This is a genomic window from Terrabacter tumescens (assembly GCF_014646815.1).
Taxonomy (GTDB): Bacteria; Actinomycetota; Actinomycetes; order Actinomycetales; family Dermatophilaceae; genus Terrabacter; species Terrabacter tumescens.
The window spans coordinates 578,747-594,197 of sequence record NZ_BMNZ01000002.1 but is presented as its reverse complement, the minus strand read 5'-3'; the positions used below and the strand labels follow the sequence as shown (position 1 = coordinate 594,197).

The following is a 15,451-nucleotide window of genomic DNA, read 5'->3' as shown; positions in this document are numbered from 1 at the left end:
CGTCGAACGGGACGGATCCACCTCGACACGCCACGCAGAATCGGTGTCGGCCAGCCGGCATACGCTGACGGCATGGCTCTACACATCGGTGCGCACGTCGACCAGGAGGACCCCATCGCCGAGGCGAAGGCGCGGGGCGCCTCGCTCTCCCAGCTCTTCCTCGGCGACCCGCAGAGCTACAAGGGCCCGGTCATCCGGTATGCCGGTGGCGCGGCCGCGCTCAAGGCCGACGCCGAGGCCGAGGGCATCGACCTCTACGTCCACGCGCCCTACCCGATCAACGTCGCGAGCCTCAACAACCGCATCCGCATCCCCGGCCGCAAGCTGCTCCAGCAGCACCTGACCGCCGCCGCCGAGATCGGCGCCAAGGGCGTCATCGTCCACGGTGGCCACCTCGGCGTCGACGAGGACGCGGCCAAGGGCTTCGACAACTGGCGCAAGTGCATCGACGGGCTCGACCTGCCCGTGCCGCTCCTCATCGAGAACACCGCGGGCGGCGACAACGCCATGGCCCGCCGGCTCGAGGCGATCGCCCGGCTCTGGGACGCCATCGGCACGGCGTCGGGCGCCGACCGGGTCGGCTTCTGCCTCGACACCTGCCACGCACACGCGGGCGGCAACGACCTCGGCACCGTCGTCGACGAGGTGCGTGCCATCACCGGCCGCATCGACCTCGTGCACGCCAACGACTCGCGCGACGAGTTCGACTCCGGCGCCGACCGGCACACGAACTTCGGCTCGGGGCACATCGCCGGCGACGCGCTCGCCGGTGTGATCCGTGCCGCAGGAGCGCCCGTCGTGTGCGAAACACCCGGCGGACTCGAGGGGCAGACCGCCGACATCGCATGGCTGAGGTCTCAGATCGACTGATTCCGTCGTTCCCAGCCCGGTCTCAGGATTTCCTGACCGACTCTTTACCCAACGGGCCCCCGCTGGCACCTAGGTTACTCAGGGGTTGCGGTCGGGTCGTCGACGATGCCGTTCCGACGCACCCGCTCACGTACGCCGCGTCCCGCCATCCCCTCCTCGGTGGCGGGCCGCGGCGTTTCTGCGTCCGGGACCCGGTCGGCCACCCGGTCGGCCATCCGGTCGGCCAGGAGCACCGCGACGCGCAGCTGCTCCGCGGTCGGGCGCACGACGACGGCTGCGTAGCCGTCGGTCGGCAGCCCGACCCGCTCGACGGGCAGGCGCCGTCCCCCGGACCTCACCTGGCCGTCCGCGTCGACGACGGCGTCGTTCCAGCGCGGGTGGCCCGGGTCCCACTCGCACCGGTCGGCGCCGAGGACCTCGTGATGGCGGTCGCGATCGCGGTGGCGCGGGCCTGGTCGGTCGTGTCGGGCGGAAGGTCGAGCAGGTGAGTGAGGCCCGAGATGTAGCCCTCCCGCCGCTGCGCCGCGGCCTGCTGGCGCCGCCCCCCAGAGGGCGATCTCGGTGACGGCGAGCCCTACCACGACGAGCGCGACGGCGAGCTCCAGGTCGGCCTGCCGGTGGATCGAGAGCGAGTAGTACGGCGGTGAGGAAGAAGTCGAAGCTGCCGGCGGCGGCGAGGGCCGCGATGACTCCCGCGAGCCGGTCGCCGGTGGCGGCCGCGGCCACCACCGGGAGCACGAGCACCATCGCGGCGGTGCTCGGGTCGAGCGCGTCGCGCAGGAGGCCGAGGACCGCGCCCACGACGATCGGCAGGAGCAGGGCGCCCCACCGTGTCGCCCTGCGGTGGGTGGTGAGCCAGTCGGTGGTCATGACTCCACGCAACACCCGCGGGGGGCGCGCCGTCCGCGCGTCGGTCCCATCCTGATGCGATCTTGACGCCGTCCTGACGACGACCGCGAGGTCGGGAACGTTCTAGCCCGGTCGGACCCGCGTCGCTAGGTTCGGGCCCATGCTCAGCACCTCGACCTTCACGACGTCCGACTTCGACGTCACCGACTACGTCCCCGACGTCACGACGGCGCTGCCGACGGGGCACCTGCGGATGCGCAAGACGTATGCCGGCGACGTGGCCGGGCGCAGCGTCACCCAGTTCACGTCGGCCTTCGACCAGGACTCCGGCGTCGGCACGTACGTCGCGATGGAGTCCTTCGAGGGCACCGTCGACGGGCGCCGCGGCGCCTTCAACTTCGTGCACGCCGCGTCGACGAGCGGCACGGACCGGGCCCACGAGTACGGCCTCATCGTGCCGGGCAGCGGCACCGACGAGCTCGTCGGCATCGAGGGCACCGTGCTCCTGCGCATCGACGACGACGGTACGCACCGGATGGACTTCGACCACAACCTCGGCAACCTCGGCTGACACGGCCGACGGGCCACGGACCGGGTGTCGCAACCCGGCCCGTGGCCCGTCGTGGGTCGGTGCGCAGGGGGCGTGTCCCCGGCACCGGTGTCTCGGCTACCCGACGGTGACCTTCAGCAAGGCGAGCACGTCGGACCGGGAGTCGGACACGAGCACCCGCACCGTGTAGGTGCCGGCGGCGGCCCAGGCGTGGCCGCCCTTGACGGTCGCCGTGCCGTCCGACGCGGTCGTGACGGTGGCGTCCTCCGTCACGGTGCCGTCGCCCCACTGGACGCGGGCCGTGTAGCCGGTCGACGCCGGGACGCCGCCCTTCGCCGTGCCCAGCGTGACGTCGGTGTCGGCACCGGCCTTGGCCGTGGCGTCAGCGCCGGCCGCGACCTCGAGCGCCGAGCCGTTGTCGGCGACCGCGAAGACGTGGATCCGACCCGCCGTCTTCGGGTCACCGGTCTGTGTCGGCAGCGTCACCGACTCGACCGTCTTGCCCGTCGGCACGGTGAGCGGCGCCGTGGCGAAGAGCTTGACCTGGCAGCCGTCGGTGCCCGTCCCGTTGAGGCGGTAGGCCATCTGGATGGCGACGGTGTTGCCGAACTGCGGCGAGCCGCACCAGTCGCCGTACTGCACCTTGTAGCTCGTGCTCGAGCCGTCGGTGAAGTTGACGGTGGCGGTGGTGTCCTGGTTCTTCTGCGTCGCCGTGCCGATGAGCGACAGCTTCGTCGCCCCGGGGGCCAGCGTCACCGGGAGGGTCTGCCCCGCACCGGTGGCGTTGTCCTTGTCCCCGACCGGGATGCCCGGCATCGAGTAGCGCAGGTCGGTGCCCGGCACGGTCAGCAGCTTGCCGGGGATGCCGCCCGCGGCGACGAGCGCCTCACGGGACAGGCCCGCCCGGTCGCCGTCGCACGGGACCGAGTCACCCACGTTGCCGAAGCACACGGAGTCGAACCCCGCGGCATACGCAGGTTTGGACGCCTGGTGCACCGTGGCGTCGGTGAGTGCCGACCCGCTGTCGTTGGCCGTCGTGACGGTCACCTTGGGCTGGTACGGCCCCGGCTCGGCCCACGTGTGGCTGCCGCGGATCGTGAACGACCCGAGGTCACCGGCCGTGATGGTGCCGGCCGAGGTCGTGCCGTCGCCCCAGGCGATCGTCGCCTTGGCCGTGGCGGACGGGTCCTGGCCCTGGCCGACGCCTCCGGAGAAGGTCGCGACGGTGCCCGACCACGCGGTGTCCTCGGCGACCTCGAACGGCTCGGCAGCCGAGACCTTGATGCCGGTGTTCTGCGCCTTGGAGCCGTCGGTGAGCAGCTCGAGCTCGGACAGGTTGGGCGCCGCACCACCGGCCGTGGCCGTGACCACGAGGCGGTAGGTCGTGAACGTGCCCGTGTGTGCCATCTCGAACGGGCGCGTCTGCACCCGCCACGGGAAGGTCTGCGCCGTCCGCGTGTCGAGCGTCTGCCACGTCTTGCCGTCGTCCTTGCTGCCCTCGAGGCGCCAGGCCGACGGGTCGCCGGCCTTCGGGCCCGAGGTGACGGTGTACCAGGTCGCCCGCTGGCCGACGCCCGAGAGGGCGAAGGTCACCGACGGCGTGGCCGAGGTGAAGTCCACCGAGGTGCGCGAGGTGTTGTCGAAGAGCGCCTTGGCGTCGTCGCCCGACGCGAGGTCGGTCGCCGTCGCGGTGCCGCGGCCGGGGCCGGTCGCGTCCTTGAGCGGCTTCGGCGCCTCGGTGCCCTGCGTCAGCGACGGCGGGGCGTCCTGGGCGCGGGACCCGAAGTCCGAGGGCTTGCCACCCATCGCGAAGTCGACCGTGGTCGGGCCGGTCAGCTCGTCCTGGCTGATCGAGACGCTCTTGTGCTTGGAGCCGTTGACGGTCAGGCCCTGCACGTAGATGTTCGTCTCGGAGTTGCCCGGCGCGTTGACGACGAGGTCACCCTGCGTGCGCTTGACCCGGACCTGCTCGAACTTCGGCGAGCCGACGGCCCAGTTGGCCGAGCCGACCTGGAGCGGGTAGATGCCGAGCGAGGACAGGACGTACCACGCGGACATCTCGCCGTTGTCCTCGTCACCCGGGTAGCCCTGGCCGATCTCGCCACCGACGTAGAGGCGGCGCATGATCTCGCGGACCTTCTCGGCCGTCTTCCACTGCTGGCCGGTCCAGTCGTACATGTACGCGATGTGGTGGCTCACCTGGTTGCTCTGGCCGAGCTGCCCCATGCGGACGTCACGTGCCTCGAGCATCTCGTGGATGACGCCGCCGTAGCCGCCGGGCTTCGTCGCCGTCTCGGGCGTCGCGAAGAACGTGTCGAGCTTCTTCGCGAGCGCGTCGCGGCCGCCGTACAGGTTGGCGAGGCCGTTGCCGTCGAACGGGGCGTGGAAGGCGAAGTTCCAGGCGTTCGTCTCGGTGTAGTCGCCGCCCCAGTCCTCGGGGTCGAAGCTCGTCGGGAACGTGCCGTCAGGCGCGCGGCCCTGGAAGAAGCCGACCTTCGGGTTGAAGAGGTTGCCGTAGTGCGTCGCCCGCTCGAGGAAGTACTTCGACTCCTCCGTGAGCTGGGCGCGGCGCGCCTCCGGCGTGGCCGGGTCCTTGGCGAGCTTGGCCGCCATGGTCCCGATGCCGAAGTCGTTGACGAGCCCCTCGAGTCCCCACGACACGCTCTCACCGGTGTTGGTGCTCGTGTAACCGAGGAAGGTGGAGGTGTCGAGGCCCTTGCGACCGACCGCGCTCGACGTCGGGAGCACCGTGGCGTTCTTCACGGCCGCGTCGTATGCCGCGAGCGGGTCGGGCAGCTTGACGCCCTTCGCGTACGCGTCGGCGAACGCCACGTCCGAGCTCGTGCCCGTCATGAGGTCGGCGTAGCCGGGCGAGCTCCACCGAGCGACCCAGCCGCCGTCGCGGTACTGCTGCACGAAGCCGTCCGCGATCTCGGCCGCCACCTCCGGGTAGAGCAGGCTGTAGGCCGGCCACACGGTTCGGTAGGTGTCCCAGAAGCCGTTGTTGACGTAGATCTTGCCGTCCTTGACGGCGGCGTTCGTCGTCGTCGCGGTGGCCGAACCGCTCTTGGCCGCAACGGGGCTCGCGTACTGGTAGCGCGGAGCCGCAGCCGTGCCGGTGTTCTCGAACTGGCTGTTCGGGTAGAGGTTGAGGCGGTAGAGGTTGGAGTAGAGCGTCGTCCGCTCGGAGTCGTTGGCGCCCTTGACGCTGACGACGCCCAGGCGGGCGTTCCAGGCCTGCTTGGCCGCGGCGCGCACCGCGTCGAAGTCGCGGCTCGCGAGCTCGAGCGCGTGGTTCTTCTTCGCCTGGTCGAGCGAGATGAACGACGTCGAGAGCTTGAGCGTGACCTGCTTGTCGGTGCTCGTGTCGAAGGTCGCGTAGCGGGTGCCCGTGTGACCGTTCGGAGCGGTGCCGACGGCCGTGGCCGCACGGTCGAACGTGCCGTAGACGAACATCCGGCTCCGGCCGGCGGACAGGCCGCTGCCGTTGTCGACCCAGCCGGTCATCGTGCCGGTGGCCGCGTCGACGGTGAAGGTGCCGTTGTCGTCGATGGTGTCGACGACGAGGTGCCCCTTGGCGGCCGAGGCCGGGAAGGTGAACCGGTAGACGCCGCCGTGGTCGGCCGGGGCCGTCTCGGCGGTGAGGCCGCCGGCGAGGGCCACCTTGTAGTAGTCGGGGTGGGCCACCTCGGTCGCGTGGTCGAAGGCGAGCCCACGCCCGGACGCGCTGCCCGTCGGCGTGCCGGTCGCGACGGACGGCATGACCGACATCTGGTTGCGGTCACCCATCCACGGGCTCGGCTCGTGCGAGACGGCAAGTCCTTGCAGCACAGGGAGGTTCGCCGCGTTGTTGGCCGACTGGTAGTAGTACTCCCACGACTGCGAGTTGGCGTTGGTCACCGGCGTGAAGAAGGTGAAGCCGTTGGGCACTGCGCTGATCGGCAGGTTGTTGCCGCGCGAGAAGCCGCCCGACGCGTTGGTGCCGCGCCGCACGTCGACGTAGTTGGTGAGGTCGGCGCCGTCGATGACCGCGGGGTTCGCCTGCACGGAGACGTCGTCGATCCAGCCGCCGAAGCGGGTGTCCTTCGTCGCGCCGCCGGTGTTGTCGTAGCCGACGAGGACGCGGTCGATCGTCTTGCCGGCGGCGACCTTGCCGACGTCGAGCGAGACGGCGTTCCACTGGTTGGCGTAGAGGATCTTGCCCTTGCCCTGGCCGCTCGGGCTCGCGGCGACACCGTGCTGGTCGTCGGCGCCGAGGTCGGACAGGTAGGTCCCGTCGGTGAAGCGGACGTCGAGGGCCGCATACGTCGACGGGTACTTCAGGTCCCCGGCGATCATGTCGGGGAAGATCTTGTAGCTGAGCCGGGTCTGCGCGGTGACCGGCAGGTCGACGTCGAAGAGCCGGTTCCAGGCGTAGCCGCGGCCGTCGGCCGTGTGGCCGCCGGAGTAGCGCAGCGCCTTGACGCCGGTCCAGCCGACGAGCGGCTTGATGTTGAAGCCGGAGATCGGGCCGGAGCCGACGACCGTCCGCATGGGCGTGGCGGGGCCCGAGCCGGTGCTGCCGTCGGAGAGGTCCCAGTCGGCGAGCTGAACGATGCCACCGGAATGGACCGCGGTCACGTTGAGCCGGTAGTACGCATACGTCCCCGGCGTCGTGACGTCGAACGTGCGCTTGGCGAAGCGGCCCGAGAAGTCGATGCCGGTCTGGCGGTCGAGGTCGGTCCACGTCGTGCCGTCGGTCGAGCCCTGGAGGGTGAAGTCCTTGGGGTCGCGCTCGGGTGCGTCGTTGGCCGAGGTCAGCGAGTAGCGCACCGCCTTGGCCGGGGTGCCGAGCTGGTAGCGCACCCACGCGCTCGAGGCGAAGGCGAGCCACTTGCTGTCGGGGTTGGCGTCGGCGAGGTTGGCCGCCACCTCGCCCGGGGTGTTCTCCGCGCTCGCGGTGACACCGACGACCGAGCCCAGGAGGCTGCCGTCGGCGCTCGCGGTGCCGGAGACGTTCTGCTGGCGCGGGCCGCTGCCGCCCACCTCGACGGTGGACAGCTCCGGCTGCGGCTGACCGGCCTCGAACGAGGTCGAGAAGTCACCCGCCCCGTCAGCGGCGGCAGGTGCCGAGAGCGGCGCCGTGGCAGAGCTGCCGAGGGCGTCCGCCTGGGCGGGACCGGCGACCGCACCTGCGGTCGACGTGGCCAGGACTGCCAGGGCGATGACGCCTCTGTGGATCCCGGATCTCTTGGGCATGAGTTCCTCCGTGCTCGTCGTTGAGCCGTGCTGAATGTGAGGTCGGCGCCGACGACCCCGAGCCGCCTCCGACCCGGCGAGACTTGCCGCACGGGACAAAGGGCGTCAACACCCCGAACCGATCCTGTCCGGTCAGGACATCGGATCGGACAGAACGGGGCGTCCGGACCGGGGGTGGACCCCTCTCGCGTTGCCAACCGGAGCGCGCAGTGGTCAGACTGCCGGCATGACAGCGTTGTCTGACCACCGGACAGTGGTCCGCCCGACCATGGCCGACGTGGCCGCCGAGGCCCACGTCTCCGTCAAGACCGTCTCGCGCGTGGTCAACCACGAGCCGGGCGTGCGACCCGACACGGCCGAGCGCGTCCGCGCCGTCATCGAGCGACTCGGCTTCCGGCGCCACGACGGCGCCCGCCTCATGCGTCAGGGCCGCACCTTCACCATCGCGCTCGTCGTCGAGGACCTCGCCAACCCCTTCTACTCGCAGGTCGGGGCGGCCGTCGAGCGCGAGGCGCGCATCCGGCAGCACCAGCTCATCACCGCCTCCGCGGAAGGCTCACCCTCCCGCGAGCGCGCCGTCATCGAGGCCCTCGTCAACCGGCGGGTCGACGGCATCGTCGTGGTGCCCGCCGACGAGAGCGCGTCGTCCGACGCCGTCCTCGAGGCGAGCCACACCCCGATCGTCTACATGGACCGGCCGGTGCGCGGCACACCGCGGGACACCATCCTCAGCGACAACCACGGCGGCATCCGCAGCGCCGTCGAGCACCTCGTGGCCCACGGCCACCGCAACATCGCCTTCTACGGTGACGACCCCGCCTTCTGGACGGCACGCCAGCGGCGCGACGCGTTCGTCGCGACGCACGAGGGGCTCGGCCTCCCTGGCAGCCCCCGCGTCTCGATGGGCCCGCACAGCTCCGGCTCGGTGCAGGAGACCCTCGTCCCCTGGTCCAGGGGGCCGGAGCCCATCACCGCCGTCATCACCGGCAACAACCGGATCACCCTCGCCGTGCTGCTCGCCCTGCGCGAGCAGCGGTTGCCGCTCTCGCTCGTCGGCTTCGACGACTTCGAGCTCGCGGCACTCATCGACCCGCCGGTGACCGTCGTGCACCAGGACCCGGCGGCCATGGGGCAGAAGGCCGCCCAGCAGCTCTTCGCCCGCCTGCTGGGTGACGAGTCGCCGGCGCAGACCGTCGTCATGCCGACCCGGCTCATCGTGCGCGCTTCAGGCCTGCGACGTGCGGCCCTGAACCGATAGTCCCCGAGCCCTCCCCCACCCAAGGAGCACCACCCCGTGTCCGAGACGACCGTGTCCGACCTGACCCGCCCGAGCCGCCTGCCGCTCAACACGCCGCACCGCTTCTACCGCGGCGGCACGCGGATCCTCGACTTCCGCGGGCTCGACGTCCCGGCGGACTTCGACGACCACCGCCCGGAGGACTGGCTGGCCTCGACCACCCGGCTCTTCGCCGAGGGCGGCGGCGGTGTCACGGTCCTCGACGACGGCACGACGCTGCCGGACGCCCTCGCCGCCGACCCCGACCACTGGCTCGGCCCGGACCACGTCGCCGCGCACGGCGTCGAGCCCGGCCTGCTGACCAAGCTGCTCGACGCGGGTGAGCGCCTGCCGGTCCACTCGCACCCCGACCGCGCCTTCGCGGCCGCCCACCTGGACTGCGACCACGGCAAGACCGAGGCGTGGATCGTCCTCGACGCCGAGCCCGGCGCCTGCGTCTGGCTGGGCTTCCGCGACGAGCTCCCGGCGGACGAGCTGGCCGAGCTCGTCGAGGCCCAGGACGACCGGCTCCTCGAGGCGCTCAACCGCATCGAGGTGTCACCCGGTGACGCCCTGCTCGTGCCCGGCGGTCAGCCCCATGCCATCGGGGAGGGAGTCTTCGTGCTCGAGCTGCAGGAGCCGACCGACCTGTCGGTCATGCTCGAGCACCGCCGCTTCGGCCTGGAGGAGGCGCACGCCTTCCTCGGGCTCACGGTCCCCCGCGCCCTCGAGAGCGTCGACCGCGGCCCCCTGACCGCCGACGGCCTGGCGGCCCTGCGGCGCCGGTGGACCGACGTCTCGGGCTCGGGCCACGCGCTGCCCGAGCAGGCGGCTGAGTTCTTCCGGGCCGAGGTGCTGAGCTCGACGACCGGGTCGCCGGTCAGCGGGGCTGCGGCGTTCGCCGTCGTCGTCGCGGTCGACGGTCAGGGGCTCCTGACGACCGGCAGCGACGCGCCCCGCACCACCGAGGTGGCACGGGGCGACGTGCTGCTCGTGCCCCACGGCGCCGGCGACGTCCGGGTCGAGGGCGAGCTGACGGTCATCCGCTGCATGCCGTCGGTCTGAGCCGACTGCCTCCCCGCTGGTCAGTCGGTCGTGCGGCGGACGTAGGCGCGCACCGCGAGCGGCGCGATCACGGCGGTGATGAGCACCGACCAGGCGATGCTCGTCACGACGGGGTGCTGCAACGGCAGGGCCGCGTCGGCCGGCGCCGGCGGAACGTTGCCCCACAGCTCGCGCATCGCCTGCACGAGCGAGCTGATGGGGTTCCACTCCGCGATGGTGCGCAGCACCGGGGCCATCGCCTCGGTCGGGGCGAAGGTGTTGGCGAGGAACGTGACGGGGAAGATCGTCGTGAACATCAGCCCGTTGACGGCCTCGGGTGAGCGCATGGCCGAGCCGACGAGGATGCCGACCCAGATCATCGCGAAGCCGAAGAGGAGCAGCAGCAAGAAGGCGAGCACGCCGTCGACGAAGCCGTTGCGGATGCGCCAGCCGATGACGAGCCCGGTGATCGACATGACGAAGATGCCGATGCTCGAGTGGATGATGCCGTAGACGCTGCGCCCGATGAGGACCGAGCCGCGCGAGATCGGCAGCGACCGGAACCGGTCGATGATGCCCTTCTCGAGGTCCATGTTGAGCCCGTTGGCCACGATGAACGACGCGAACGCCATGGTCTGGGCCATGATCCCCGGCAGCAGCCACTCGCGGTAGGAGCTGCTGTCGGTCTGGATCGAGCCGCCGAAGACGAAGGCGAAGAGCACGACGAACATGACCGGCTGGATGGTGACGTCGGTGAGCATCTCGGGCTGGCGGCGGGTGTGCTTGAGGTTGCGCCAGACCATCATCTGCACCTGGCGGGCGAGGCCCGGCGGCCGGTGGTCGACGGCCGGGGCCGCGACCGCGGTGCGCGTGGCGGTGTCGATGTCGGTGTCGGTGTCGGTGGTGGGCTGGCTCATCGGGACTCCCCCTGGTGAGTGGTCTGCTCGGCGGGCGCCTCGGTCTGCCCGCCGGCGTCCTGCTCGGCGCGGTGCCCGGTCAGGCTGAGGAAGACGTCGTCGAGGCTGGGGCGCTTGAGCCCGAGGTCGTCGAGCACGATCTCGGAGCGGTCGAACACCGCGGCGACGCGGGTCATGTCGGACAGGCCGTCGGCCGGAGCCGTGAGCTGGCGGGCCGACTCGTCGACGTGCACCTCGCTGACGTGCGAGGCCAGCAGGGCGCGTGCCTCCTCGAGCTGGTCGGCGTGCGACACGGTGAGCACGATGGCGGCCTGCCCCGACTGGTCCTTGAGCTCGAGTGCCGTGCCCTCGGCGATGACCCGGCCGTGGTCGATGACGACGATGCGGTCGGCCAGCTGGTCGGCCTCCTCGAGGTACTGCGTCGTCAGCAGCAGCGTCGTGCCGTCGCGGACGAGTCCGGACAGGACCTCCCAGAGCTCGACGCGGCTGCGCGGGTCGAGACCCGTGGTCGGCTCGTCGAGGAACAGGACGGGAGGTGCGGCGATGAGGCTGACGGCGAGGTCGAGCCGGCGCCGCATGCCGCCGCTGTACTCCTTGGCGACCTTGTCGCCGGACTCGGCGAGCGAGAACCGCTCGAGCAGCTCGGAGGACAGGCGGCGGACCTCCGCCCTGGGCAGGCCGTAGAGCGACCCGATGAGCCGGAGGTTCTCGCGGCCGGTCAGCATCTCGTCGACCGTCGCCGCCTGACCGGTCAGGCCCATGCTGCGCCGGACGGCCTCGGGGTCGCGGACCGCGTCGTGCCCGGCGACGCGGGCGGTGCCGCTCGTCGGGACGGTGAGGGTCGTCATCATGCGGACGGTGGTGGTCTTGCCGGCGCCGTTGGGGCCGAGCAGACCGAGGACCGTGCCCTGCGGCACGGAGAAGCTGACGTCGTCGACGGCGGTCATGTCGCCGAAGCGCTTGACGAGGTGCTCGGCCTCGATGGCCGGGCCCGTGAACCGTTCGCGCACGGCGCGCGCGTCGGTGGTGATGGTCATGTGGGCTCCCCCGGAGGATCGTGCGTGAGTCGTGACGTGCGGGTGCGCCCGACGGTAGGCGCCACCACCGACAAGCGTCGGCGACGAAGTGCACGCCGTCAACATTTTTCTTCTCAACCACCCATCAGGGGGCGCCCGGGCCCACGAGTTCGCCCACGGCGTACGCCATCGGTGACCTCTCGGGACACCATCCGCGCACTCGCGTGCGACGCTGGACGAACGCACCCAGATCGGAGACGGCCATGACCCAGCTCGCCCCGCGTCCGCGCCCCGGCGTCCCCACCCCGCTGCTGCGCGAGGTCTACGGCCGGCTGCTCCGCGGCCTGCGCACCCGGCAGGGGCGCACGCTCGCCGAGGTCGCTGCCTGCGCCGGCATCTCGGTCGCCTACCTCTCCGAGGTCGAGCGCGGCCTCAAGGAGCCCTCCTCCGAGGTGCTCGAGGCGGTCTGCGTCGCGCTCGGGTCGAGCATCACCGGCCTCGTCGGCGCGGCCCACCGCGAGCTCACCTCCGACACACCCGCGGCTGCCGGCCGAGTGCTCGACCTCACCTCTCGCGTCGGCTCGAGCATCGGGTCGGGCATCGGGTCGAGCGCCGCGGCACCCGCCGACGCGTCGACGGGGCCGGTGCTGCTCGTCGCGTGAGCAGCGCCGACCCCGTCGATGGCGTTCCGTCCCGTCAGTCGACGAGGCTGCCCCACGTGTTGTTGCCGACCACCCCGTCGACGACAAGACCCACCTTCGACTGGTAGGACCGCACCGCGCTGGTCGTCGCGGGCCCGAACGACCCGTCGACGGTCAGCGAGTAGCCGGCGTCGACGAGCTCGCGCTGCAGGCCCTTGACCGCCTCCCCGGTGCTGCCCTCGCGCAGCACCGGCAGGATCGAGTACCACGTGTTGTTGCCGACGACCCCGTCAACGGTCAGGCCGTGGGCCGACTGGTAGCTGCGCACCGCGGAATCCGTTGCGGGACCGAAGGACCCGGCGGCGGTCACGCTGCGGCCCGAGGCCCGCAGCAGGTACTGCAGGGTGCGCACCGCAGCGCCGCTGCTGCCGCTGCGCAGCACCGGCAGGCTGGTCTCCGTCGTGCTGCCGCCCGTGCCGCCGGTGCCGTACTTGGCGAGCACGTCGTTGGCGTACGCGATGCGCTGGGTCGTCGCGCACGTGCCGCACCGCTCGAACTTCTGCATGAAGACGGTCGTCGCGGTGCTGACCGACGTCGACGCCCTGAGGTCCGCGAGGCCGTAGCCGGAGAATGTCGACAGCTCGTACCACGTGAAGTCGAGCTGGGCAGCCAACGCGTAGCGGCTGCGCCCCGAGAGCCCGGCGTACCAGACCATGTTGTCGCGGGAGTCGGTGTCCCAGCGGCCGCCCTCGCTCCACTGCGCGATGCCCATGCCGGGGCCACTCGGCTGGTTGGCGTACGGGTTGATCGGGCTGCCCGACTCCTGGATGAGGTTGCCGACGATGCCGGCGGACTGACGCTCGGTCAGTCCCTTGCCGACGAAGTAGTCGAAGGCGATCTCGTCGTTCGAGGCGGCCAGGGCGCTCGGCGCCGCGACGACGCCGAGAACGGCGGCGGCTGCGGCGGCGAGGAGGCCTGCAAGTCCTCGACGGGTGGTGCTGGTCCTCATGGTTCCTCCGATCTACGCGAGCAGCCTGCTCCACGTGTTGGGACCCACGACCGCATCGGCGTCGAGGGCATGGGCGGTCTGGAAGGACTTCACGGCCGAGGCGGTGCCCGAGCCGAACACGCCGTCGACCGTGACGGCATACCCCTGCGCGGTGAGGGCGGTCTGGACGCCCCGCACGGCGTCGGAGGTCTGGCCCTGGCTGCACGTCACCGCGAGCGGCGACTCCCACGTCCCGGCGCCGATGACGCCGTCGGCAGTCAGGCCCTTGGACTGCTGGAAGGAGACGACCACGGCCTTGGTACCCGCACCGAAGGCGCCGTCGACCGTCAGGGTGCGACCCGAGTGCCGCAGCAGGTACTGCGCCGCGGTGACGCGGAAGCCGCTGCTGCCCTGCTGGAGCGTCGGCCAGGTGCGCGTCGGCGCGGGCGTCGGGTTGCTCGTGCCGAGCCGGGTCGCCACGTCCGAGCGCAGCTGGGGGAGCTTGGCGTACAAGGCGCCTCCCGGGCAGTCGGTGTCGAGGAAGTCGCGGTGGCCGTAGATGTCCTCGGGCCCGAGGCCGTAGGTCTGGCACAGGTAGGCGCAGAGCGTGACGAGCGCGTTCCACTGCCCGGTGGTGGGCAGCGAGGTCATGTAGGTGCCCTCGTTCTCGATGCCGATCGACGTCGAGTTCTGGCCCGTGCAGTGCGCGCCGAGCGGGAAGACGGTGCTCGCACCCGAGCCGAGACCCTCGATCGACCGGTGCCGGCCCTCCATCGTGTAGCCACCACGGCTGATCGTGAACTGCTGCCCCGAGTCGATCCAGCCGCGGGCGAAGTGCCACTGCTGGATGTTGCGGGCGAGGGCGTATGCCGCCGCCTGCGAGTAGTCGGTCGTGTTGGCCGAGGCCGTGTGGTGGACGAGGATCTTCTGCGGTGGTCCGGTCATGCTGACCGCGCCCGTCGCGGGCTGGGCTCCCCACGTGGCGCACGACGCGATCGTCGGGCGGGCGACGGCGGTGACGGCCGCGTTGGAGGGGGCTGCCTTGGCCACCCCGAGCGCTCCCGCCGCGCCGACGCCGAGGGCGCCGACGAGGAGGGAGCGACGGGCGAGCCCGGGCGAGGGGTTCACCGTCACCAGCCGGCGCACGCGTCGGCGTCCCAGGCGATGCTGGTGCGGATGTCGACGTGCGCGTGGTCGTCGTGGGCCGGGTAGCCGGGGCCGAAGATGCCGCCGAAGCCGGCGTAGCGGGCCTGCTTGGCGATGCTGCAGATGGAGGTGGCGCTGTCGCCGGGCACGAGGTCGAGGGCGCCGCCGGTCAGGTGGACGCTGTTGCTCGCGCCGCCGACCGAGGCGTTGCACGTCGAGTCGCGGTAGCCGGAGGTGACCTTGAGCGGGTGGTCGCCGAGCTGGTGGCGCAGCGCCTCGGCACGCCACAGCGCTCGCTTCATGTTCTCCTTCTCGGTCGCGCCGCCCGTGAAGCCGCGCCCGCAGTTGTAGCTCGCCTCGGCGTAGGTGAAGTGGGCCGGTGAGCAGTCGGGGTCCTGCAGCTCGTAGATCTTCGAGAAGGTCGCGGGGCCGGCCACCCCGTCGGCGGTGAGGCCGTACGCGCGCTGGAAGTTCGCCACGGCCGTCTGCGTCTGCGGCCCGTAGGAGCCGTCGATGCCCATCACCTGACCGCGCGGCACCCAGCCGGCGACGCGGATCTGGAGCTGGGTGACGTCGGCACCGGACGCGCCGGAGCCGAGGGTGCGACCCCACGAGTAGCACTCGTCGGCGTGGGCCGTCGGTGCCGTCGCCGTGACGGTGGCGGTCGCGACGCCGAGGCCTCCGAGGACGAGGGCGACGGCGGCGAAAGCGTGGGTGAGTCGGTTCCTGCGCATGCGGGTTTCCTCTCGTGAGCTGTCTGTGGCTACAGACCGAGAGTGTCCGATGTGTCCGGATATCGCGCGTCGAGCGCATGGGGAGAACTGCCCGGGTGCTCCCGGGTGGCGGCGTCGCGCGCACGCAGAACGGTGGCGATGACGCCTCCCTGCGCCACCGCCACCCCCTCCCCGGGACGCCG

12 protein-coding genes and 1 pseudogene are annotated in these 15,451 nt (G+C 71.7%); 5 read left to right on the top strand and 8 right to left on the bottom strand.

Features of this window, described 5'->3' with window-relative positions; all coding sequences use genetic code 11:
* Positions 1-72 precede the first annotated feature (72 nt).
* Entirely contained in the window at positions 73-870 is a 798-nt protein-coding gene (locus tag IEY30_RS06790; RefSeq protein WP_030201338.1) for a deoxyribonuclease IV, read from the top strand.
* A gap of 74 nt (positions 871-944) precedes the next feature.
* Here the strand turns inward: IEY30_RS06790 and IEY30_RS21840 are convergent, their stop codons facing one another.
* A complete protein-coding gene (locus tag IEY30_RS21840) occupies positions 945-1,208 on the bottom strand; it encodes a hypothetical protein (protein WP_030201335.1) in 264 nt (87 codons plus the stop codon).
* Positions 1,209-1,518: 310 nt separating this feature from the next.
* Positions 1,519-1,740 (bottom strand): annotated as a pseudogene (locus IEY30_RS22250) (DUF4118 domain-containing protein); the annotation flags it as partial.
* 139 nt (positions 1,741-1,879) lie between these two features.
* On the opposite strand from IEY30_RS22250, the gene IEY30_RS06780 reads away from it, so the two are divergent.
* Positions 1,880-2,290 carry a DUF3224 domain-containing protein gene (locus IEY30_RS06780; protein WP_030201330.1) on the top strand — a complete coding sequence of 137 codons (411 nt, stop codon included), beginning with the start codon at positions 1,880-1,882 and terminating at the stop codon, positions 2,288-2,290.
* A 96-nt stretch (positions 2,291-2,386) separates the two neighbouring features.
* On the opposite strand, the gene IEY30_RS06775 is transcribed toward IEY30_RS06780, so the two are convergent.
* The gene (locus tag IEY30_RS06775; RefSeq protein ID WP_030201327.1) at positions 2,387-7,507 is read right to left on the bottom strand and encodes a GH92 family glycosyl hydrolase; all 5,121 of its coding nucleotides are present in this window, start codon (positions 7,505-7,507) and stop codon (positions 2,387-2,389) included.
* A 226-nt stretch (positions 7,508-7,733) separates the two neighbouring features.
* Between IEY30_RS06775 and IEY30_RS06770 the strand changes: the two genes are divergently transcribed.
* Both IEY30_RS06770 and IEY30_RS06765 read left to right on the top strand, forming a co-directional pair.
* Complete coding sequence (locus IEY30_RS06770) at positions 7,734-8,765, top strand: LacI family DNA-binding transcriptional regulator (protein ID WP_030201320.1); 1,032 nt, start codon at positions 7,734-7,736, stop codon at positions 8,763-8,765.
* 36 nt (positions 8,766-8,801) lie between these two features.
* Positions 8,802-9,848 carry a class I mannose-6-phosphate isomerase gene (locus IEY30_RS06765; RefSeq protein ID WP_052358832.1) on the top strand — a complete coding sequence of 349 codons (1,047 nt, stop codon included), beginning with the start codon at positions 8,802-8,804 and terminating at the stop codon, positions 9,846-9,848.
* 20 nt (positions 9,849-9,868) lie between these two features.
* Here the strand turns inward: IEY30_RS06765 and IEY30_RS06760 are convergent, their stop codons facing one another.
* Complete coding sequence (locus tag IEY30_RS06760; RefSeq protein WP_188960108.1) at positions 9,869-10,744, bottom strand: ABC transporter permease; 876 nt, start codon at positions 10,742-10,744, stop codon at positions 9,869-9,871.
* Positions 10,741-11,781, bottom strand: coding sequence for an ATP-binding cassette domain-containing protein (locus IEY30_RS06755; RefSeq protein WP_030201313.1), 1,041 nt, complete (start codon positions 11,779-11,781; stop codon positions 10,741-10,743). Before IEY30_RS06755 ends, IEY30_RS06760 begins: the two co-directional genes overlap by 4 nt.
* A gap of 242 nt (positions 11,782-12,023) precedes the next feature.
* On the opposite strand from IEY30_RS06755, the gene IEY30_RS06750 reads away from it, so the two are divergent.
* Entirely contained in the window at positions 12,024-12,422 is a 399-nt protein-coding gene (locus IEY30_RS06750) for a helix-turn-helix domain-containing protein (RefSeq protein WP_030201311.1), read from the top strand.
* A gap of 34 nt (positions 12,423-12,456) precedes the next feature.
* Here IEY30_RS06750 and IEY30_RS06745 read toward each other — a convergent pair whose 3' ends face one another.
* From IEY30_RS06745 to IEY30_RS06735, 3 genes are read right to left on the bottom strand one after another with little or no spacing between them, the layout of a single operon-like run.
* Positions 12,457-13,410 (bottom strand): phage tail tip lysozyme, encoded by a 954-nt coding sequence (locus tag IEY30_RS06745; RefSeq protein ID WP_052358831.1) that lies wholly within the window; start codon positions 13,408-13,410, stop codon positions 12,457-12,459.
* Between the two features lie 12 nt (positions 13,411-13,422).
* Positions 13,423-14,517 carry a peptidoglycan recognition protein family protein gene (locus IEY30_RS06740; RefSeq protein WP_229674873.1) on the bottom strand — a complete coding sequence of 365 codons (1,095 nt, stop codon included), beginning with the start codon at positions 14,515-14,517 and terminating at the stop codon, positions 13,423-13,425.
* Between the two features lie 2 nt (positions 14,518-14,519).
* On the bottom strand, positions 14,520-15,269 hold the full coding sequence (locus IEY30_RS06735) for a D-Ala-D-Ala carboxypeptidase family metallohydrolase (protein ID WP_030201305.1): 750 nt from the start codon (positions 15,267-15,269) through the stop codon (positions 14,520-14,522).
* Positions 15,270-15,451 lie beyond the last annotated feature (182 nt).

Excerpts from the sequence above, each read along its gene's own strand:
- IEY30_RS06760 (WP_188960108.1), bottom strand. The coding sequence starts at position 10,744 with ATGAGCCAGCCCACCACCGACACCGACACCGACATCGACACCGCCACG.
- IEY30_RS06775 (WP_030201327.1), bottom strand. The coding sequence starts at position 7,507 with ATGCCCAAGAGATCCGGGATCCACAGAGGCGTCATCGCCCTGGCAGTC.
- IEY30_RS06745 (WP_052358831.1), bottom strand. The coding sequence starts at position 13,410 with ATGAGGACCAGCACCACCCGTCGAGGACTTGCAGGCCTCCTCGCCGCC.
- IEY30_RS06770 (WP_030201320.1), top strand. The coding sequence starts at position 7,734 with ATGACAGCGTTGTCTGACCACCGGACAGTGGTCCGCCCGACCATGGCC.
- IEY30_RS06790 (WP_030201338.1), top strand. The coding sequence starts at position 73 with ATGGCTCTACACATCGGTGCGCACGTCGACCAGGAGGACCCCATCGCC.
- IEY30_RS06750 (WP_030201311.1), top strand. The coding sequence starts at position 12,024 with ATGACCCAGCTCGCCCCGCGTCCGCGCCCCGGCGTCCCCACCCCGCTG.
- IEY30_RS06735 (WP_030201305.1), bottom strand. The coding sequence starts at position 15,269 with ATGCGCAGGAACCGACTCACCCACGCTTTCGCCGCCGTCGCCCTCGTC.
- IEY30_RS06755 (WP_030201313.1), bottom strand. The coding sequence starts at position 11,781 with ATGACCATCACCACCGACGCGCGCGCCGTGCGCGAACGGTTCACGGGC.
- IEY30_RS06780 (WP_030201330.1), top strand. The coding sequence starts at position 1,880 with ATGCTCAGCACCTCGACCTTCACGACGTCCGACTTCGACGTCACCGAC.